Origin of the sequence: Streptomyces akebiae, assembly GCF_019599145.1 — a bacterium.
GTDB lineage: Bacteria > Actinomycetota > Actinomycetes > Streptomycetales > Streptomycetaceae > Streptomyces > Streptomyces akebiae.
In genome coordinates this window covers 8587941-8606777 of the sequence record NZ_CP080647.1, presented here as the reverse complement: position 1 = coordinate 8606777, position 18837 = coordinate 8587941, and the positions used below count along the sequence as shown (strand labels likewise).

The following is an 18837-nucleotide window of genomic DNA, read 5'->3' as shown; positions in this document are numbered from 1 at the left end:
GGGACGGTTCGGGGGTGGGGGTTCAGGAGTGGAACGGCAGTCCGGCGTCGGCCACCAGCTCCAGGTCGTCGGTGTCCTCGGCGGGCAGCAGCGTGGCCGAGCCGTCGGTGACCGGCACGACGCCCAGTTCCAGCAGTTCGGCCATCGCGGCACTGCCCGCCATGTCCCGCACCTGGAGCTGGTACCGCGCGGTCGTGCGATACGTACCGCCGTTGTCGTCCCCCGTGCGCTGGAGGAAGCCCGAGTCGGTCAGGAAGCCCACCGCCTTGCCGATGATGCCGGTGGTGGACCCGGCGAGTCGGCGGGCGTCCTTGGTGGCCCCGGTGGAGCTGCGTCTCGCCCAGATCCGCCAGGCCGACTCCAGCCCGGGCGCGTCGGTCGCCGGGTCGGTGTTCTCCCCCTGCTCCTCGGCCCGCTCCTCCAGCCGCCGACAGGCCTGCCGTACGAAGGCGTCGACCCCGTTGACCGAGACCCTGCCGATGTATCCGTCGTCCGCGAGGTCCTCCGGACGGGGGAACGCCATCGCGGCCACCGCGAGATGCGCCAGCCCGTGCAGGAAGCGGTCCACCGAGTCCGCCGACGTCCGCCGCGCGTAGTCCCCCATCCGCACCGCGAACACCGAGTCCTCGGCCGCCGTCACCGCCATGCCCGCGCGCGGCGACACCTCCAGGACGACCAGCCCCAGCCCGGTGGCGACGGCATCGGCGAGCCGGGCGAACGCCGGATCCTCGCGGTACCGGCGCAACAGCTCGCCGTACTCCTGGTCACGGGCCGGCTGCAGCTTCGGCTGAAGCCCGAAGGCGACGAGCCGAGCGGCGTCGGCGGCATCGGCGGGAGTGAGGGCGGCAGCCACCGGAGCGGCTGCCGTCTCCGGCTCACTCCACTCGACATGCTCACTCACGACAAGAACTCCTCGATCTCATGGCCAAGGGGTACGGCAACCCCTCCAGGGGCGCGGGAAACCACGCGATCAGCCGCGAACGACCCGCACCCGGAACTACAGCCGGGCCCCCGGAACGACGGCCGGGCCCTCGTCGGCGTCCTCACGCCGCCTCCCGGTCCGCTGCCATCCCCGCGGAGTCCAGCAACGCCATCCCCACGATCAGATCCGCCCCACCGAACTCGGGATCGTCCAGCTCAGTCCCGTCGTCCACGGCGAACAGCAGCTTCTCCTCCCCCTGCCGGTAGGCCGTACCGACCGGGGGGCTCGCCGCGTGGACGGCCAACAGGGCGACCAGATAAGGCAGTTCGGGATCCTGCAGCCGTGCCTCCGCCAGCAGCCCGGACAGCCGCCGCGGCGCGTCCGCCGGCAGATCCAGCAGTTCCTTCGCCGCCGCCAGCTGCTCCTCGCTGAACCGACTGTCGTCGGGTGTGGCGATCAGATCCGGCTCCGGCATCTCCGCCCCCAGGTGCTCCCGCTCGACGGGCGGGGTGAACAGCAGCTCCACGAGGTCCCCGACTCGCACGGACCCGGGTGTGCGCAACCCGGTGCCGCGGGTGAAGAACGCGTCGGTCACCCGCCGGGCCTGTTCCACGGGCAGCGGCAGCAGGGGCCCGAAGAGATGGCCGTACAGATCGATCCCGGAGGTCGTCATCGGCGTGGCGAAGGCCTGCCGGTCCTGCTCGGCGCGGAACAGCGGCCCGGCCTCCAGCAGCCGGGACTGCAACTGCGTGTGCCGCCGGATGCAGTCCTTGACGATGTCGACCAGCTCGGCGGCGCGGCGCTTCTGCTCGGGTTCCTCGGACTCGTCCCGGGCCTTGCGGATGTTCGTGAGGATCGCGTTCTCGTGGCGGTAGCGGTCGGCGACGTGGTCGAGGGCCTCGGCGATCATGTCGGGCACGGTCTGGAGCCAGTCGACCGCGCGGACGTTGCGCCGGGTGGCGTCCAGGGCCTTGCGCAGCGTCTCGGAGTACTGCACGGTCCGGTAGCGGGCCTGCTCGGCGGCGAGCTGGGCGTCGGCGAGGCGGCCCCGGCTGATCAGGACCTCCAGCTTGACCTCGGCGGCGATCTGGGCGCTGGTGACGTCGGTGTCGAGGGCGCCCACGAGGACGTTGACGGCCTCGTCGGTCGTCCGGAGGTAGACACCACCCCCATAGCCGGGGACCTCCTCGATGAGCTTGAAGTCGTAGTCGCGGCGGACGTAGGTGCCGTCGGACGCGAAGGTCCCGTACACGGCCCGGAAGCCGCGGTCGACGCTGCCGACGTTGATCAGGTTCTCCAGGACCCAGCGGGCCACCCGCTCGTGCTCCTCGACGGGCCGCCGGGGCGCCTGGGCGGCGATGCGCGGGATGAGGCGGGCGACGATCTGGTCGTGGTCCGCGCCCGTGTCGAAGTCCATGTTCAGGGTGACCAGGTCGATGGCTGCGAGGGCGACCTCGGCCATGCCGTACACCGTGTACTCACCGGCGAGGTTCGCCTTGCGCGCGTCCAGGTCGTGCAGCGGCGCGGTGCAGGCGAGCGCGCGCAGCCGCCGCGCCAGTCCCTCGTCGGCGGCCGGCCCAGGCGCGGGGCGCGGCCCCGCGCTGAGCTGGGGCGGAACACTGTCCGTCGATGCGGGTGAAGTCACGGTGCACAGACTAGGTCCTGGGTCTGACATCGACCCAAACGCGCCGTCGGGCGAGCCCCTCGCCGCTCACGGGGCGCTGTCCCGCACCCTCCGCCCGTAGACCTCGACCAGTCCCCGGAGCGAGTCGTCGAGATACGCCGCCAGCATCCGCTCGGCCTCGTCCCGCTCCCCCCGTTGCAGGGTCCGCAGGATGAGCAGGTTGCGCGCCAGATACGGCTCGTAGAGCTTGCGCGGATTGTCCACCACGTGGAACGCGAGCCGGAGTTCGGCGAAGACGCTGCGCATCAGCTCGTCGGTGCGGGCGCTGCCGGCGAGGGCGACCAGTTCGCGGTGGAAGTGGATGTTGGCGGTGGACACACCTTTCCAGTCGCCTTCGCGGGCGAACCGCTGCCCCTCCGCGACGGCTTCGGCGAGCCCTTCGAGGCCGTACGGCGGCTTGCCGAGCCCGTGCACGACGGCGCACTCGACGAGGCGGCGGGTGCGGTAGATGTCCTCCACGTCCTCGACGGTCAACACCCGTACGAAGACGCCCCGGTTGAGCTCGTGGACGAGGAGGCGCTCATGGGTGAGCAGGCGGAACGCCTCGCGCAGGGTGTTGCGGGAGACCCCGAGGGCGCCGCCGATGCTGTCCTCGGACAGCCGGGTCCCGGGCGGGAAGAAGCCCTCGGCGATGCGGCTGCGGAGGATGTCCGAAACCCGCTCGGCGGTGCTGGTGCGCCCCAGGAGGGCACGGTCGTCGGCAAGTCCCGTCAGTTCGGCGGCCATGCCGGAATTCAATCGCAGACACGAGAACGAAACAACAGGGGTATTGAAGGATCGTTCAACGATCCTCTACCTTGCTGGACAGGCGCCCTTCATCACCAAGGCTCAGTCCTCACGCACCCTCCCCCTCACCGCGAGGTGCCCATGAGCACGAACCCTCCCCCTCAGGCCCTGCCCTCCACCGACAAGCCCGCCCCCGACGGCCGGCCCGACGACGACGGCCCCTTCGGCTGGCTGCGGGCGCTCGGCCCGCGTGGCCGCCGCGCCTTCGGCGGCGCGTTCGGCGGCTATGCCCTCGACTCGTACGACTACTTCACGCTGCCGCTGAGCATGGTCGCGCTCACGGCCTACTTCGGCCTGGACAACGGCCAGACCGGGCTCTTCACCACGGTCACCCTGGTCGTCTCGGCGATCGGCGGAGCCGCCGCGGGTGTGCTCGCGGACCGGATCGGCCGGGTGAAGGCGCTGATGATCACCGTGATCACCTACGCCGTGTTCACCGTGGCCTGCGGCTTCGCGCCCAACTACGAGACCCTGCTGGTCTTCCGCGCCCTCCAGGGGCTCGGCTTCGGCGGCGAGTGGGCGGTCGGCGCGATCCTCGTCGCCGAGTACGCGAGCGCCAAGCACCGGGGACGTACGCTCGGCGCGATCCAGAGTTCCTGGGCGGTGGGCTGGGGTCTGGCCGTGATCGTCTACACGATGGTCTTCTCGTTCCTCGACGACGACCTGGCCTGGCGCGTGATGTTCTGGACCGGCGCGCTGCCCGCGCTGCTCGTGATCTGGGTGCGCCGCTCGGTCGAGGACGCCCCGAAGGCCGCGGCCGCACGCGAGCAGAGCGCCGAGAAGGGCTCGTTCGCCGTGATCTTCCGGCCGGGCACGGCCGCCGCACCGGGCCTGCTGCGCACCACGGTGTTCGCGGTGCTGCTCTCCACCGGCGTCCAGGGCGGCTACTACACGCTGGCGACCTGGGTGCCCACCTATCTGAAGACGGAGCGCGGTCTGTCGGTCGTCGGAACCGGCGGTTACCTCACGTTCCTGATCTCGGGCGCCTTCATCGGCTACCTCACCGGCGGCTATCTCACCGACCTGCTGGGCCGCCGCCGGAACATATGGCTCTTCGCCGTGCTCTCGGCGCTGTGCATCCTGACGTACGCGAACATCCCGAACGGTGCGAACACCCTGCTGCTGGTGCTCGGATTCCCGCTCGGGTTCTGCATGTCGGCGATCTTCAGCGGCTTCGGTTCGTTCCTCAGCGAGCTGTACCCCTCGGCCGTCCGGGGCACCGGGCAGGGCTTCACGTACAACACCGGGCGCGCGGTGGGCGCCGTCTTCCCGACCACGGTCGGCTTCCTGGCGGACAGCTGGGGCGTCGGCGGCGCGCTGGTCTTCGGCGCGATCGGGTACGGCCTGGCGGCGGTGGCCCTGCTCGGCCTCCCGGAGACACGCGGAAGGGAACTCCTGTGAACCACACGACCACGCACGACCCCGACCAGGCCACCACGACGCACGACCCCGGCCCGGCCACCGCCCCGCACGACCGACCCTTCGCCTTCGTCGACCCGCACGCGCACGCGTGGACCCCCGAAGAGGCGCGCGCCCGGTTCCGTACGGGTGTCGCGGGCCCCACCGCGGGCGTGGCCGCCGGGCACACCCAGGCGAATCTGATCTCGGTGCCCGCCGACTGGGCGTACGACATGCTGCTGTTCTGCCAGCGCAATCCCAAGCCGTGCCCCGTGCTCGACGTCACGGACGCCGGCGCGTGGACGACGCCGCTCGCCCGGGGCGCGGACCTGCGCACCGACCTGCCGCGCTACCGGGTCTGGGAGCACGGCGAGTTGGTCGCGGAGCCGACGGACGTGGTCGACGTCTGGCGGAAGGACCTGGTGTCGTTCCTGATCGGCTGCAGTTTCACGTTCGAGTCGGCCCTGACGGAGGCGGGCGTCCCGATGCGCCACATCGAGCAGGGCCGCAACGTCTCCATGTACATCACCGCCCGCCGGTGCCGGCCCGCCGGGCGGCTGCGTGGCCCGCTGGTGGTGTCGATGCGTCCGGTGCCGCCCGGGCATCTGGCGGCGACGATCCGGGAGAGCAGTCTGCTCCCGGCCGTGCACGGTGGCCCGGTGCACTGCGGCGAGCCGGCGGGCCTCGGCATCGCGGACCTGTCCCGTCCGGACTTCGGCGACCCCGTCGACGCGGAACCGGACGACATCCCGGTGTTCTGGGCCTGCGGGGTGACGCCCCAGGCAGCCGTGATGGCCTCACGACCGCCGTTCGCGATCACGCACGCCCCGGGCCAGATGTTCCTCACCGACGCCCGGGACGAGCAGTATCGAGTGCTCTGATCGATTGCTCTGACGGACGGATCCGACAGGAACCGGCCACCGGAGAAACCAGAGCAACAGGCAGAGGGAAGAAGCAGGAGAATGGGACCCATGAGCTCCATCGATCTCAACGCCGACCTCGGCGAGGGCTTCGGCCGCTGGACGCTGACCGACGACGAGGAGTTGCTGTCCGTCGTCACCAGCGCCAACGTGGCCTGCGGCTTCCACGCCGGGGACGCGGCCACCATGCGGCGGGTCTGCGAGCTGGCGGCCGAGCGCGGCGTGCGGGTCGGGGCCCAGGTCTCCTACCACGACCTGGCGGGATTCGGGCGGCGCGCGATGGACGTGCCGCCCGCCGAACTGGCGGCCGAGGTGGCGTACCAGATAGGCGCCCTGGAGGTCTTCGCCCGCGCGGCGGGCACCCGCGTGTCGTACGTGAAGCCGCACGGCGCGCTCTACAACCGGGTCGTGCACGACGAGGAACAGGCGGCGGCGGTGGTCGAGGGGGTACGCCTCGCCGACGCCACGCTCCCCGTCCTCGGCCTCCCCGGCTCATGGCTCCTCAAGCTGGCCGAGCGGGCCGGTCTGGTCGCCGTCACCGAGGCGTTCGCGGACCGCGCGTACACCGACCACGGCACTCTGGCGCCGCGCGGTCACGAGGGCGCCGTGATCACGGATACCGCCACCGTGATCGAGCGGTCCGTCGGCCTGGCCCGTTCCGGCACGGTCGTCTCCCACTCGGGGCAACGCATTCTCGTCCGGGCTCGCTCCCTGTGCCTGCACGGTGACACGCCGGGCGCGGTGGAGCTGGCCCGGCGGGTGCGGGCCGAGCTGGCGGCCGCGGGGGTACGCGTGGAGGCGTTCTCATGAAGGCACTGCCGGTCGGGAACCGCGCACTGCTGATCGAGGTGGGCACGGGCGAGGAGGCCGAGGCCCTGCACGCCGAGCTGCTGCGCCGCCGCGCGAGGGGCGACCTGCCGGTGGCCGAGATCGTGCCCGCCGCCCGTACCGTCCTCCTGGACGGCCTCGACGATCCGGCCCGTCTCGCCGAGCGCCTCGCCTCCTGGACGGTTCCGCCCGTCCCGTCGCGCGCGGAGGAAGTCGTCGAGATATCCGTACGGTACGACGGCCCCGATCTGACGGACGTCGCCGCCCACTGGGGTGTCGACGAGGCCGAGGTGGCTCTGATCCACGCGGCGGCCGAGTACCGTGTGGCCTTCTGCGGCTTCGCCCCGGGATTCGGCTACCTCACCGGGCTGCCCCGCGAGGTCCCGCGCAGGGCGACCCCACGCACGGCCGTCCCCACGGGGTCGGTGGCCCTGGCCGGCCCGTACACCGGCGTGTACCCGCGTTCCTCCCCCGGCGGTTGGCAGCTGATCGGTACCACGGACGCCGTTCTGTGGGACCACACGCGCGTGCCGGCCGCTCTGCTGGCTCCGGGTACCCGGGTCCGCTTCACACCGGTGGCGACCCCGTGACCGACCGCGCCCTCGTCGTCGTCCGGGCCGGTGCCCTGACCACCGTCCAGGACCAGGGCCGTCCTGGACACGCCCACCTCGGCGTGCCCCGCGCAGGCGCCCTCGACGCCCCGGCGGCCGCCCTGGTCAACCGCCTGGTGGGCAACCCCCCGGACGCGGCTGTCCTGGAGACCACTCTCAACGGCTGTTCCGTGCGGCCCCGCTCGGCGGTCATCGTGGCGGTCGGAGGCGCCCCCTGCGCAGTCACCGTGGACGGCCGCCCGGTCGCCTGGGGAGCACCCGTACGGGTGCCCGGAGGGGCGGTGCTGGACATCGGACCGGCGCACTCCGGCGTACGCGGCTATCTCGCCGTCTCCGGCGGTGTGACCGTGGAGCCGGTCCTCGGTAGCCGCTCCACCGACCTGCTGTCGGGCCTCGGCCCGCCTCCGCTGACGGACGGCACGGTGCTCCCGCTCGGCCGCCCGAGCCATCTCCACACGCGCGTGGACGTCGGCCCGCACCCGGCGCCGCCCTCGGAACTCGTCCTGCGCGTCACCCTGGGCCCCCGCGACGACTGGTTCACGGACGCGGCGCTCCGCACCCTCACCAGGCACCCTTACGCCGTCTCCTCGGCGAGCAACCGCATCGGGCTGCGCACGGAGGGGCCCGCCCTGGAGCGCTCCCGGGCGGGTGAACTCCCCAGCGAGGGGATGGTGCTGGGCGCCGTCCAGGTGCCACCGGACGGCCGCCCGGTCGTCTTCCTCGCCGATCACCCGACCACCGGGGGCTACCCGGTGATCGCGGTGGTCCATTCGGCGGACCTGCCCGGCGCGGCCCAGGCCACGCCGGGCACCCCGGTGCGCTTCGTCGCCATTCGACACCGCCGTTGACCAGCACGTTCCCTGTTGCCTCACGCTGCCTCCGGCCGCTGATCGGACACCGCCAGCGCGGCCAGGGCCGACGCCACCGCGTGGGAGGCGGACAGGTCCAGCCGGGCGCTGGTGCCGCGCGCCTTGTGGCGTACCTCGGCGGCGGCGAGGGCCAGAAGTTGCGGCAGCAGGTCCGTGCAGCGCCTGGCCACCCAGCCGGTGCCCGCGGTGGCCAGCCACCAGAGGCCGGCGCCGCGGCCGGGTGCCGCGGACTCGGGCTCGGCGGAGGGCGCGGGGCCGAGGGCGATCCCCGCCTCGGTGAGCAGGGCGTGGAAGCGGAGGGCGAGCTGCCGGTGCCCCCGCTCCCCGGGGTGCAGCCGGTCCGCGCTCCACATCGCGCGGTCCGTCAGCCAGGCGCCCTCCGAGGCGTGCAGATGAACGGCTCCGTGGCGCTCGGACAGGGCGTGCACCACGGTGTTGACGGCCCGCTGCCGCCGGGCGAGGGGCCTGGCGAGCGCCCCGGGCAGGCCGAGCATCGCCCCGGGATCGGGCAGGCAGGCGGTGAGCAGCACCGCTCCGCGCTCCCGGAGGGCCCCGTAGACCGCGTCGAGGCGGGCGGTGACGGCGTGGATGTCGAAGGTGCACCGCAGGGTGTCGTGACGCCGATGACGACCGAGGCGACGTCCGGGCGGAGTTCGAGCGCGGCGGACAGCTGCCGGTCCAGGACGTCGCGCGTCTGGGCGCCGCTGACGGCCAGGTTGACGAACTCCACGCCCGGCCGCACGCCCACACCCACGCCCGGCCCCTCCCCCGGCCCCTCCCCCGGCCCCGCGTCCGCTCCGAGGCCTTCGGCGAGCAGCGCGGCCCAGCCCCGCCGGCCGCCTTCGACGGGGTCACCCACGCCCTCGGTGAGGGAGTCACCGAGGGCCACGAACCGCGGGGCTCTCATCCCACGCCCTCCCGCACCGGGCGCCCGACGGTCGCGTCGTGCGCGGCGAGAAAGGAGTCCACCGCGGTCCCCCAGCCGAAGCACTCGGCACGCGCGCGTGCCGCCTCCCGGCGTTCGCCCTCGGACCGGTCCAGCAGCAGTTCGACGGCGTCCGCGAAGGACTCCCCATTGTCGGCCGCCGTGGCGCCGGCCGATCCGATGACCTCCGGCAGCGCGGAGGAGAAGCTGGCCACCACGGGCGTACCGCAGGCCATGGCCTCCAGAGCAGCCAGCCCAAACGTTTCGGCGGGACCGGGCGCCAGGGCCACATCGGCGGAGGCCTGCAGCGCGCCCAGCGTCTCGCGGTCGCCCACGTGCCCCAAGAAGGTCACCGGCAACCCCTTGGCCCGCTGTTCGAGCCTGCCGCGCAGCGGCCCGTCCCCGGCGACGACCAGTACGGCCCGCCGCCCGCGCGCGAGCAGCGCCTCCAGGGCGTCGACGGCCGTGCCGGGCCGCTTCTCCACGGACAGCCGGGAGCACATCACCAGCAGGACCTCGTCCACGCGCGCGTGCCGTTCCCGCAGCCCACGGTCGCGCAGGGCGGGGTGCCGTGCCACGAGGTCGACGCCCAGGGGCGCCCGTACGACGTTGCGCGCACCGATCCGTACGAACTCCCGTTCGGCGAACTCGGTGGTGCACACCACCCGCGAGTAGGTGTGGCCCGTACGGACGTTGAGGGCGTCCGACGCCCGCCGGGCCATCCCCTCCGGCAGCCCCCAGGTCCGCAGCACGCCGTCGGCGGTCTCGTGCGAGACCATCACCGCGCGCACCCTGGCCCGCCGCGCCCACTTCCCCGTCCAGCGCAGCGTGGTCCGGTCGGAGACCTCCAGCCGGTCGGGCTCCAGCGACTCCAGGAGGCGGGCCACCCGGCCCTTGTCCGTGAGAACCCGGTAGCCACCGGTCCCCGGCAGCAGCGGTCCGGGCAGGGTGATCACCCGGCCCTGCTCGGTCGCGCGGTCGGTGTACCGCTCGCCGGGCACGACCAGCACGGCCTCGTGCCCGGCCGCCTCGTATCCTCGGCCCAGCTCCCGCAGGGCGGTCCGCAGTCCGCCCGAGGAGGGCGCGACGAAGTTGGCGAGCCGCACGATCCGCAGCCCCGTCCGGGCACCGTCCGTCCGTGCCCCCTCGACAGCGGCCCCGCTCATGCCGCCACCGCCGTCCGCGCCGTCAGCACGTCGGCGTAGTGCCCTATGAGCTGATCGCCGACGGCCGCCCACGTGCGTCCCTCGACCATGGCCCGTCCGGCGGCCCCGTAGGCGGCCCGCAACGCCGGGTCGGCGGCGAGCGACCATACGGCATCGCGTACGGCGGCCGCGTCGCGCGGCGGGACGAGGAGCCCCGTGCGCCCGTGGGCGACGAGGTCCAGCGGCCCCCCGGCGGCGGGAGCCACCACCGGCACCCCGCTGGCCATGGCCTCCTGCACGGTCTGGCAGAAGGTCTCGAAGGGCCCGGTGTGGGCGAAGACGTCGAACGAGGCGAAGATCCGCGCGAGTTCGTCGCCGGTGCGGCGGCCCAGGAAGACAGCCCCCGGCAGGGCTTCGCGCAGCCCGGGTTCGCTCGGCCCGTCGCCCACCACCACGACCCGCACGCCCTGCAGACCGCACACTCCCGCGAGCAGTTCGATCTGCTTCTCGGGCGCGAGACGGCCGACGTATCCGACGATCAGCTCACCGTTCGGCGCCAGCTCGCGGCGCAGCGCCTCGTCGCGCAGGTCGGGGCGGAACCGGACGGTGTCGACGCCACGCGGCCACAGACTGACCCGGGGCACACCGTGTGCCTTCAGGTCGCGCAGGGCCGCGCTGGACGGGGCGAGGGTGCGGTCGGCGGCGGCGTGCACGGAGCGGATGCGCCGCCAGGCCGCCGCCTCACCGGCGTGCACGTAGGTGCGGGCGTATCCGGCGAGGTCGGTCTGGTAGATGGCGACGGCGGGAACACCGAGACGGGCGGCGGCCGCCATGCCGCGCACGCCGAGGACGAAGGGACTGGCCAGGTGGACGATGTCGGCCCGGTGCTCGACGATCGCCGCGGCGACCCGGCGGCTGGGCAGGGCGACGCGGACCTGGGGGTAGCCCGGGAGCGGGAGGGAGGGGACGCGGACGACGGGGCACGGCGCCTGGAGGTCGGCTCCGGCCCCCTGGGCGGTGGCCGGGGCCACGACGAGCGGGGCGTGCCCCCGCGCGACGAGGTGCCGTGCGGTCTGCTGGGCGCAGTGGGCCACACCGTTCACATCAGGGGGAAAGGACTCGGTCACGATGACGACACGCATACCCGTGTTGTCGTCGGGCTGGACGTGGCCGCGTCAACGTGGATCTTTCCGCGCGGGGAACGTCCCATGAGCGTTGCGCTGCACACCTGTCCAGGTCAGGCCGTGTCCATGCCCTCCTGACCTCCGGGTCGCCGGATGTTCACACTGCGGGCATGTCAGGACCGATCCGACTGCGTACGGCTGTCTGTACGTCGTCCTCCTCGGCCGGGTCGGCGGCGAGCCTGCGGAGTTGGTCGACGACTCGCGCGTCTCCCGTCTCGGCGTGCCGGGCGGCGATCTCGCGGGTGGTCTCCTCGCAGTCCCAGAGGCACTCGACGGCGAACCCGGCCGCGAAGGAGGGGTCGGTGGCGGCGAGCGCTCGGGCGGCGCGGCCGCGGAGGTGGGAGGAGGCGGTCTCGCGGTAGATGTGGCGCAGGACGGGCGCGGCGCAGACGATGCCCAGGCGCCCGGCGCCGTCGACGAGCGTCCACAGGGTCATCGCGTCCGGTCCTTCGCCGCGCACGGCCTCGCGCAGCGCGCCGAGGACCAGGTCGCCGTCCTTGGCCCCACCGAGGCAGGCGAGCATCCGTCCGGCCGCGGCGCCGAGCGGATCGGGCCGGTGCACCCAGCCGCGTGCCCGGTCGACGGCGGCCACACTGCGCATCCGTTCGAAGGCGTCGACGGCGGCCTCCACGACCATCGCCGTACCGTCGGTCACGGCGCCCTCGATCAGGTCGAGGGCGTCGGGATCGTTGCCGTCGGCGAGGTAGCGCAACGCGGTGCAACGGGCGCCGTCGTCGCCCGACCTGGCGGCGGAGAGGATCTCGGGCCGATCCTCGGGGCCCGCGACGGCGGTCAGACACCGGGCGGCCGGCACATGGAGCACCGCGCCACGTTCGATGCCCTGCTGGGCCCACTCGAACACGGCCCTGACGCTCCACCCCGGCCGGGGTCCGCTCGGCCGCATCTGTCGCTGCCAGCGGTCGAAACAGCCCGTCTCCTGGGCGGCGCGCACGCGGGTGGCGATCGCCTCGCGGGGATCGTCGGCCCACAGCCGCCAGGGCCGTGGTTCGAAGGCGTCGCGGACGGTGGCGGCCAGCTCGGCCTCGCCCTCCGGATCGGTGGTGAAGCGGGCCAGGACGGGTTCGGCGAGGGAGCGCAGCCCCTCGTCGTCGTCCCTGAGGGCCAGCTCGTCCAGGGCCCAGGCCCAGCTGGTGCCCACGGCGGCGTACCTGCGCAGCAGTTCGAGTGCGTCCCGCCTGCCGTACGAGGCGAGGTGCCCGAGGACCGCGAGGGCAAGCCCGGTGCGCGACTCGTCGGTGTCGAGCACGTCCTCGGCGTCGAAGAGGTGCCGCTCGATCTCGTCGAGCTCGCCGCTCAGATCGAGGTAGAGACGGGCGTAGTACAGGGAGCGGTTCTCCACCTGCCAGTCGTGGCGGGGGTCGCTCAGCACACAGTGGTTCAGTGCCGCGAGCGCCTCGGCCCGCGGGGCGGTGAGCGCGTGCAGGGTGCCGTCGCCGCGGCCCCGCTGCAGCAGGCCGAGCAGCGTACCGCTGGGCGCTATGACCGGTTCGAACATGGGAAACAGCCTCACATCAAGCGTCGACGCAACCGGGAATCCTGCATTACCTGGCCGCGTGACCACACGTCGGAGCGCCCGCCGTCTCTTGCTTGCTGAAGACCATCTTCCTCTGCCTCTCGTCGGTGGCCCATGCGGACCGCATCACGGCCCACGCGGTGCGGCAACACCTGCCCAGCCATCATGTCCGTGAATCACGACGTCATGATGACCCGGCGGTTCTCGCTGCCGCGACCGAAATTTCCGGCGGCCCCGTACCGCCTCCCCCGTCTTTCGTGTTGTGCCTGGTCAGAACATGTTGATCAGTGTGCCGCGAACAGTTCGAGCAGTTCCGTCTTGCCGAACATGCGGGCGGTGTCGACCGCGTTCGGAGTGCCCGCGGCCGGGTCGGCCCCGCCGTCCAGGAGGACCCGGATGACACTCTCCTCGCCCTTGAAAACCGCCCCCGCGAGAGGGGTCTGGCCGCGGTCGTTGACGCGGTCGGCCTCGCCGCCGCGGGCCAGGAGGGCCCGTACGGCGTCGGCGTGACCGTGGTACGCGGCGAGCATCACGAGCGAGTCGCCGCGGTCGTTGGTGAGGTCGGCCGGCACACCCGCGTCGACGTACGCCACGAGCGCCTCGGTCTCGCCCCGCCGGGCCAGATCGAAGATCTTGGTCGCCAGCTCCACGACCTCCGGGTCGGGGGCTTCGCTCATCGCCGGGACCACCTCTCACATACGCGCTTCGAGCCGAACGGGTGAATCGCCAGGGTACTGGCTCGAAGCGCACATCAGGGGACAGAGCCGAGGCAAAGATCACACCGAGTCCCCTCGCGCGCAACAGCCCAGCTCGGACGGCCCAACGCCGATTCGGCCGCCAGGGTGAAATCTTCGGAATTTCACCCATATGCACCTTTTATCGTATGGATACATGCTGTGACCTTGGAAGAACTCATGGTGATTGTCCCCATCAACCAGGAGAGCCCAAATGATCCTGAACATCTCAGGCGTCGTCCTGCTCGGCGTCATCGTCTTCCTGTTCTTCCGCAAGGACGGACTGAAGGCCTCGCACTGCATCGTCGTCACGCTCTTCGGCTTCTACCTCGCCAGCACGAACATCGCCCCGAGCATCACAGCGGGCGGCGAGAGCCTCGCGAGCCTCCTCGGCGGGATCAAGTTCTGACCCGCCCCCTCTTCCGCACGCACCCCCAGGAGACAGCCGTGGCCCGGGTCCCCCTCCCCCGCATTCTGAGCACCGGTGGCGCGCACCTCGCCAGGAGCCGGGAGCTGGCCCGGACGGCGGCCGACGGCGCCACCGACGTCCTCCACCCGTTGATCACGATCACGCGTGGACTGCGCCGGCTGGTCGCCGCCGGGCGCCGCAGATGGGCCGAGACCCCGAAGGAACGTCGCGGGTCACTGCTCTTCCTGGCGGCCTCGATCGTCCTGGTCGTGACCCTGGTGCCGTACGGCCTGCTGCTCGCCGTCATCGCCCTGATGGCGGCGGCAGCCTGGGCGGGCCGCGGGAGCGCCGCCACCGAGCCGGCCGGCCCCGACGAGTCCCAGACCCAGCGCCTGCGCTCCCTCTACGAGGCCCTGGTCCCCTGCTTCTCGGCCGCCGAGGACCCCGAGCCGCTCTACGCGCACGGCGGGGCCTGGGACAAGGCCTTCCCCACCTACGCGTTCGACGCCACCGGCCGTGTCTGCCATCTGCTGATCCGCTACCCGGCGTACTTCACGGACGGCGATCCCGAGGCCCGCGCGCGCATCGAGCAACTGCTGCACACCAAGGCGGGACGCGGCCGCGAGTACCGCTTCACCTGGGACGAGGAGGGCAACGAGCTCACCGTCGCCGTCCTCCCCCCGCTCGCCACCGACATCACCGCCCAGCGGTTCGTGACGGCACCGGGCGAGACGGTCCTCGGCTTCACCGACGAGACCCACGTCCAGCGCACCCTGCCCCTCTCCTTCGGGGAGGAGCAGCGGGATGTGCCGCCGGTCGTCTGGCGCACCGGCGCCCGGTCCACCGAACCTCATCTGCTGGCCGTGGGCGAGCCCGGCAGCGGCACCACGACCCTGCTCCGCTCGATCGCCCTCCAGGCGCTCCAGCACGGCGACGTCGTCATCGTCGAGGGCGGTGGCAGCGGTGAGTACGCGTGCCTGACCGGCCGCGACGGGGTGCTCGCCGTGGAGAGCGGGCTCTCGGGGGCCCTGGCGAGCCTGGAGTGGGCGTCCCAGGAGACGGAGCGCCGGCTGATCGCCACGAACCGGGCCCGCCAGGCAGGCAGGCCGGCGCCGGACGACATCCGTCGCCCCCTCTGGCTCCTCCTGGACCGCCCGAGCGTGCTGACCCACCTCGCCGCGGCCGAGGGCCGGCCCGACCCGCAGTCCCTCCTCCAGATCCCCCTCAGGCACGGCCGCGCGGTCGACGTCACCGTCGTGATCACCGAACAGTTCGACCACCTGGACGCCCTCACGGACGCGGTACGTCAGCACACCCGCGCGCGTGTCGTCCTGGGTCCCGCCTCCCCCGAGCAGGTCGAGACGGTCCTGGGCGCCGCACCTCCCACCACGCCCACCCCGGACATGCCCCCGGGCCGCGGCTACGCCCGCCTGGGCCTCGCCCCCGCCCTCCGCCTCCAGGTGCCCACCACCCCGGACCCCTACGACGACATCACCCCCGAACCCCACCGCCAGGCAGTCCTCGACCTGCTCCCACCCCACACGACCCCGGCGGACGCCCTCACGAAGACGGCCCCGGTGGAGACCTGAGCCCCGCACGTCCCGTCCGGCCCCAGGCGCGCGACCGTCCCCGCCGCAGGCTCCTCCCCCGCCGCCGGTCGTGCCGCCAGGGGGCGGCGTGAGGGTCCGGCGGATGGACGGCGCGACGCCCGGCTAACTCCGGTGGGCGAACCAACTCCCGTCCCGCTCCCGCCGCCGTCCACCCACCCACCGGACCCTCACGCCACGAACGTCCGCGGCCCCTCGCCCCCGCCGGACGCCCCGTCCCGCACCAACCGCGCCGCCGCCGCCAGCCGCGCCGCCGCCTCCTCGGCCACCGCTCCCCCCACGGTGAACGGCAGCCGCACATACCCCTCGAACGCCCCGTCCACCCCGAACCGAGGCCCGGACGGCACCCGAACCCCCACCCGCTCCCCCACCTCGGCGAGCCGCGACCCCGAGAGCCCCCCGGTGCGGACCCACAGCGTCAGCCCACCCCGAGGCTCCGAGAACTCCCAGTCCGGCAGCTCCCGGCGCACCGCGGCCACCAAGGCGTCCCGGTTCTCCCTGGCCTGCTCCCGCCGCACCCCCACGGCCTGCGTCCAACCCCCCGTGCTCATCAGCCAGTTCACGGCCAACTGCTCCAACACGGGCGTCCCCAGATCCGCGTACGCCCGAGCCGCGACCAGACTCCGGATCACATCCGGCGCCGCCCGCACCCACCCGATCCGCATCCCCGCCCAGAACGCCTTGCTGGCCGACCCGACCGTGATCACCGTGGACCCCGCCGGATCGAAGGCGCACACGGGCCGCGGCATCTCCACGTCGTCGAGCCACAGCTCGCTCATCGTCTCGTCCGCGACGAGCACCGTCCCGGCACCCCGAGCCGCGTCGACGAGCCCCCGCCGACGGTCCTCGTCGGCGAGCGCCCCCGTCGGGTTGTGGAAGTCGGCGACGACGTACGCCAGTCGGGGCGCCGCGTCCCGCAGCACCTGACGCCACCGGTCCATGTCCCACCCGGCGAGCCCGTCCGCCATGGCGACCGGCACCAGCCGCGCCCCCGCCTCCCGCATCAACTGCAGGATGTTGGCGTACGACGGCGACTCCACCGCGATCCGCTCACCGCGCCCGGCGAAGAGGTGGCAGATGGCGTCCATGGCGCCCATCGCGCCGGTGGTCACCATGATCTGCTCGGGCATCGTCGGAATGCCGCGCGCGGTGTACCGGTCGGCGAGCATGGAGCGCAGGGCGGGCAGTCCGGCCGGGTAGTCGCCGTGCGTGTGGGCGTAGGGCGGCAGTTCCTCCAACGCGCCCTGCACGGCCCGGGTGAGCCAGGGCTCGGGAGCGGGCAGGGCGGCACAGCCCAGGTCGATCATCGAGCCGAGCGCCTCGGGGGGCAGCGGCTCCAGGCCACGCGCGGGCAACGGCTTCCCCGCCGGTACCGCGGTCCAACTGCCCGCTCCCCGCCGGGACTCCAGGAACCCCTCCGTGCGCAGCGCCTCGTAGGCCGCCGCGACGGTCGTACGGCTCACGGAGAGGGAGAGCGCCAGCTCCCGCTCGGCGGGCAGCCGGGCGGCGACGGGCACACGGCCCTCCAGCACCAGCAGACGGATCCCGTCGGCGAGCGCACGGTAGGCGGGCGGGCGGCGGGTGCCGGGGCCGGCGGGACGCTCCTGCTGCGAGGTGAGCAGCCGCGCGAGCTGCGCCGCGCCGACCGCCGAAGTCCACTGCGCCATGATTCCAGTCCACCTTCCGCGAATTGGCCATGGATGCCATCTTTCTTCAAGCCACAGAGTGTCATGCGTCAGGCCACCGGCACCACCAGGGGGGAACGTCTTGCCCGCACAGCACGAGCCACAACAGGATCCGCATCAGGACCCACAGCAGGACCCACCGGCATCCGCACAGCGGCATCGAGGTCGCCGGTTGGTCCAGCTCTACATCGGTCTCGCGCTGTACGGCGCCAGCTCCGCGCTCCTCGTACAGGCCGGTCTCGGACTGGAGCCCTGGAACGTGCTGCACCAGGGCCTGGCGGAGCTGACCGGGCTGACCATCGGGGTGGTGTCGATCGTCGTGGGGGCGGTGGTGCTGCTCCTGTGGATCCCGCTCCGCCAGCGCCCGGGCCTCGGCACGGTCTCCAACGTCTTCGTGGTGGGCATCGCGATGGATGCCACCCTGGCGCTGGTGCCGGAGGCGCACACCATGGTCGTCCGGATACCCCTGCTGGCCGCCGGGATCGTACTGAACGGCGCGGCGACCGGGCTCTACATCGCGGCCCGCTTCGGCCCGGGCCCGCGTGACGGCCTGATGACGGGGCTGCACCGGCGTACCGGCCGCTCGCTCCGGCTGATGCGGACGGCCGTGGAGGTGGCGGTGCTGGCGAGCGGCTTCGCCCTCGGCGGCACGGTCGGGGTGGGCACCCTGCTCTACGCCCTCTGCATAGGCCCCCTCGCCCAGTTCTCCCTGCGGGTGTTCGCCGTACCCTCGGAATCCGGCAGCACGGTCGTCGCCACCGGTCCATCGAAGCGAGCCATACTGCCCGGGTGACCGCCCTCATACGCCACCCCTACCTCGACCACCCGGGCCCGATCGCCTTCGCCCACCGGGGCGGAGCGGCCGACGGCCTGGAGAACACCACGGCCCAGTTCCGGCGGGCGGTGGAGTCGGGCTACCGCTACATCGAGACCGACGTCCACGCCACGCGCGACGGCAAGCTCGCCGCCTTCCACGACGCGACCCTGGACCGGATGACCGACGGGGCCGGTCGGATAGCCGACCTGACGTGGAGGGAGATCCGCCACGCGCGCGTGGCGGGCGTCGAACCGGTCCCCCTCTTCGAGGAGCTCCTCGAAGAGTTCCCCGACGTCCGCTGGAACGTCGACGTCAAGGCGGAGCCCGCGCTGCACCCGCTGCTCAATCTGATCGCCCGTACCGACTCCTGGGACCGGGTCTGCGTAGGCTCCTTCGCCGAGTCCCGAGTGGCCCGCGCCCAGCGCCTCGCCGGTCCGCGCCTGGCCACCTCGTACGGCACGAGCGGCGTGCTGGCGCTGCGGCTGCGGTCGTGGGGTGTCCCCGCCACGGTGCGCCGCTCGGCGGTCGCCGCGCAGGTGCCCGAGTCGCACGCCGGGGTGCCCGTGGTCGACCACCGTTTCGTACGGGCGGCCCACGCGCGCGGGCTGCAGGTGCACGTCTGGACCGTGAACGAACCGCAACGCATGCACCGGCTCCTGGACCTGGGTGTCGATGGCATCATGACCGATCACATCGACACGCTGCGCAAGGTGCTGGAGGACCGGGGGACCTGGGTCTGACACCCTCGCGCGGCCCGTTCACGGGGAAGCGAGGGGCAC

General features: G+C 73.0%; 17 protein-coding genes and 1 pseudogene. 9 read left to right on the top strand and 9 right to left on the bottom strand.

Annotation, left to right across the window (positions count from 1 at the left end; translation table 11 throughout):
- Positions 1-22 precede the first annotated feature (22 nt).
- From K1J60_RS37385 to K1J60_RS37375, 3 genes are all read right to left on the bottom strand, one after another.
- Positions 23-901 (bottom strand): hypothetical protein, encoded by an 879-nt coding sequence (locus K1J60_RS37385; RefSeq protein WP_033532506.1) that lies wholly within the window; start codon positions 899-901, stop codon positions 23-25.
- Between the two features lie 142 nt (positions 902-1043).
- The gene (locus K1J60_RS37380; RefSeq protein WP_220650074.1) at positions 1044-2567 is read right to left on the bottom strand and encodes a hypothetical protein; all 1524 of its coding nucleotides are present in this window, start codon (positions 2565-2567) and stop codon (positions 1044-1046) included.
- A 66-nt stretch (positions 2568-2633) separates the two neighbouring features.
- The gene (locus K1J60_RS37375) at positions 2634-3332 is read right to left on the bottom strand and encodes a GntR family transcriptional regulator (RefSeq protein ID WP_220650073.1); all 699 of its coding nucleotides are present in this window, start codon (positions 3330-3332) and stop codon (positions 2634-2636) included.
- Between the two features lie 141 nt (positions 3333-3473).
- On the opposite strand from K1J60_RS37375, the gene K1J60_RS37370 reads away from it, so the two are divergent.
- The 5 genes from K1J60_RS37370 to K1J60_RS37350 all read left to right on the top strand — a co-directional run bounded on the left by K1J60_RS37370 (position 3474) and on the right by K1J60_RS37350 (position 7997).
- Positions 3474-4793 carry an MFS transporter gene (locus K1J60_RS37370; protein WP_220650072.1) on the top strand — a complete coding sequence of 440 codons (1320 nt, stop codon included), beginning with the start codon at positions 3474-3476 and terminating at the stop codon, positions 4791-4793.
- The gene (locus tag K1J60_RS37365; RefSeq protein WP_220650071.1) at positions 4790-5671 is read left to right on the top strand and encodes a putative hydro-lyase; all 882 of its coding nucleotides are present in this window, start codon (positions 4790-4792) and stop codon (positions 5669-5671) included. The genes K1J60_RS37370 and K1J60_RS37365 overlap by 4 nt, the downstream gene beginning before the upstream one ends.
- 90 nt (positions 5672-5761) lie before the next feature.
- Complete coding sequence (locus K1J60_RS37360; protein WP_220650070.1) at positions 5762-6520, top strand: LamB/YcsF family protein; 759 nt, start codon at positions 5762-5764, stop codon at positions 6518-6520.
- Positions 6517-7128: a 5-oxoprolinase subunit B family protein gene (locus tag K1J60_RS37355; RefSeq protein ID WP_220650069.1), complete on the top strand. Its 612-nt coding sequence runs from the start codon at positions 6517-6519 to the stop codon at positions 7126-7128. The genes K1J60_RS37360 and K1J60_RS37355 overlap by 4 nt, the downstream gene beginning before the upstream one ends.
- Entirely contained in the window at positions 7125-7997 is an 873-nt protein-coding gene (locus tag K1J60_RS37350; RefSeq protein ID WP_220650068.1) for a 5-oxoprolinase subunit C family protein, read from the top strand. The genes K1J60_RS37355 and K1J60_RS37350 overlap by 4 nt, the downstream gene beginning before the upstream one ends.
- A 20-nt stretch (positions 7998-8017) precedes the next feature.
- Here the strand turns inward: K1J60_RS37350 and K1J60_RS37345 are convergent.
- From K1J60_RS37345 to K1J60_RS37325, 5 genes and pseudogenes are all read right to left on the bottom strand, one after another.
- Positions 8018-8925 (bottom strand): annotated as a pseudogene (locus K1J60_RS37345) (SGNH/GDSL hydrolase family protein).
- Positions 8922-10109 (bottom strand): glycosyltransferase, encoded by a 1188-nt coding sequence (locus K1J60_RS37340; RefSeq protein ID WP_220650067.1) that lies wholly within the window; start codon positions 10107-10109, stop codon positions 8922-8924. The pseudogene K1J60_RS37345 and the gene K1J60_RS37340 overlap by 4 nt, the downstream one beginning before the upstream one ends.
- Positions 10106-11230 (bottom strand): glycosyltransferase family 4 protein, encoded by a 1125-nt coding sequence (locus tag K1J60_RS37335; protein WP_220650066.1) that lies wholly within the window; start codon positions 11228-11230, stop codon positions 10106-10108. The genes K1J60_RS37340 and K1J60_RS37335 overlap by 4 nt, the downstream gene beginning before the upstream one ends.
- Before the next feature lie 139 nt (positions 11231-11369).
- Entirely contained in the window at positions 11370-12788 is a 1419-nt protein-coding gene (locus tag K1J60_RS37330) for a HEAT repeat domain-containing protein (RefSeq protein ID WP_220650065.1), read from the bottom strand.
- Positions 12789-13090: 302 nt separating this feature from the next.
- Positions 13091-13483: an ankyrin repeat domain-containing protein gene (locus K1J60_RS37325; RefSeq protein WP_033532515.1), complete on the bottom strand. Its 393-nt coding sequence runs from the start codon at positions 13481-13483 to the stop codon at positions 13091-13093.
- A gap of 271 nt (positions 13484-13754) precedes the next feature.
- On the opposite strand from K1J60_RS37325, the gene K1J60_RS37320 reads away from it, so the two are divergent.
- Both K1J60_RS37320 and K1J60_RS37315 read left to right on the top strand, forming a co-directional pair.
- Positions 13755-13949, top strand: a complete 195-nt coding sequence (locus K1J60_RS37320; RefSeq protein WP_220650064.1) for a hypothetical protein — start codon at positions 13755-13757, stop codon at positions 13947-13949.
- 38 nt (positions 13950-13987) lie between these two features.
- Positions 13988-15538, top strand: a complete 1551-nt coding sequence (locus tag K1J60_RS37315; RefSeq protein ID WP_220650063.1) for a hypothetical protein — start codon at positions 13988-13990, stop codon at positions 15536-15538.
- A 188-nt stretch (positions 15539-15726) separates the two neighbouring features.
- On the opposite strand, the gene K1J60_RS37310 is transcribed toward K1J60_RS37315, so the two are convergent.
- A complete protein-coding gene (locus tag K1J60_RS37310) occupies positions 15727-17223 on the bottom strand; it encodes an SCO1417 family MocR-like transcription factor (protein WP_220650062.1) in 1497 nt (498 codons plus the stop codon).
- Positions 17224-17413: 190 nt separating this feature from the next.
- Between K1J60_RS37310 and yczE the strand changes: the two genes are divergently transcribed.
- Together yczE and K1J60_RS37300 are read left to right on the top strand one after the other, a co-directional pair.
- Positions 17414-18034, top strand: a complete 621-nt coding sequence (gene yczE / locus K1J60_RS37305; protein ID WP_220650061.1) for a membrane protein YczE — start codon at positions 17414-17416, stop codon at positions 18032-18034.
- Entirely contained in the window at positions 18031-18798 is a 768-nt protein-coding gene (locus tag K1J60_RS37300) for a glycerophosphodiester phosphodiesterase (protein WP_220650060.1), read from the top strand. The genes yczE and K1J60_RS37300 overlap by 4 nt, the downstream gene beginning before the upstream one ends.
- Positions 18799-18837 lie beyond the last annotated feature (39 nt).

What these genes read in the sequence shown, in the direction of transcription:
- K1J60_RS37375 (WP_220650073.1), bottom strand. Translation starts at nt 3,332, where the DNA reads ATGGCCGCCGAACTGACGGGACTTGCCGACGACCGTGCCCTCCTGGGG.
- K1J60_RS37370 (WP_220650072.1), top strand. Translation starts at nt 3,474, where the DNA reads ATGAGCACGAACCCTCCCCCTCAGGCCCTGCCCTCCACCGACAAGCCC.
- K1J60_RS37360 (WP_220650070.1), top strand. Translation starts at nt 5,762, where the DNA reads ATGAGCTCCATCGATCTCAACGCCGACCTCGGCGAGGGCTTCGGCCGC.
- K1J60_RS37355 (WP_220650069.1), top strand. Translation starts at nt 6,517, where the DNA reads ATGAAGGCACTGCCGGTCGGGAACCGCGCACTGCTGATCGAGGTGGGC.
- K1J60_RS37340 (WP_220650067.1), bottom strand. Translation starts at nt 10,109, where the DNA reads ATGAGCGGGGCCGCTGTCGAGGGGGCACGGACGGACGGTGCCCGGACG.
- K1J60_RS37335 (WP_220650066.1), bottom strand. Translation starts at nt 11,230, where the DNA reads ATGCGTGTCGTCATCGTGACCGAGTCCTTTCCCCCTGATGTGAACGGT.
- K1J60_RS37330 (WP_220650065.1), bottom strand. Translation starts at nt 12,788, where the DNA reads ATGTTCGAACCGGTCATAGCGCCCAGCGGTACGCTGCTCGGCCTGCTG.
- K1J60_RS37325 (WP_033532515.1), bottom strand. Translation starts at nt 13,483, where the DNA reads ATGAGCGAAGCCCCCGACCCGGAGGTCGTGGAGCTGGCGACCAAGATC.
- K1J60_RS37320 (WP_220650064.1), top strand. Translation starts at nt 13,755, where the DNA reads ATGATCCTGAACATCTCAGGCGTCGTCCTGCTCGGCGTCATCGTCTTC.
- K1J60_RS37310 (WP_220650062.1), bottom strand. Translation starts at nt 17,223, where the DNA reads ATGGCGCAGTGGACTTCGGCGGTCGGCGCGGCGCAGCTCGCGCGGCTG.